The organism is Collinsella sp. Sow4_D11, from assembly GCF_052116465.1.
GTDB lineage: Bacteria > Actinomycetota > Coriobacteriia > Coriobacteriales > Coriobacteriaceae > Collinsella.
In genome coordinates, this window is the sequence record NZ_JBQKLA010000084.1 from 1 (window position 1) to 327 (window position 327).

The window sequence follows — 327 nt, forward strand, 5'->3', positions numbered from 1 at the left end:
GCCCAGCTCAGCGGGCGAAAACAACGATCTGGAACTGAAACGGCCCCGGGAGGGGCCGTTTCCGCGTCATCCGCCTATGATTGCTAAGCCAAATTCAGACAACCGAAGAGGCGTGACGCATGAAGAGTCTACTACTTCTCGCCCTCGGTCTGGCCCGCACGGTCGTCCTGGGCGCGCGCATCGAGGCCGAGCGCATCGTCGTGAGCGTCCGGCCCCACAAGCGCGAGCAGCGCCGCTGCCCCGTATGCGGCAGGGCCTGCGACTTCTACGACATGGCGAACCGCGGGGCCCCCAGGCTGTGGAGGGCGATGGACCTGGCGCGCTCGG

At 67.0% G+C, this 327-nt stretch carries 1 pseudogene; it reads left to right on the forward strand.

The features are described 5' to 3' along the window. Window positions 1-119: 119 nt before the first annotated feature. Window positions 120-327 (forward strand): annotated as a pseudogene (locus ACTQ40_RS10635) (hypothetical protein); the annotation flags it as partial.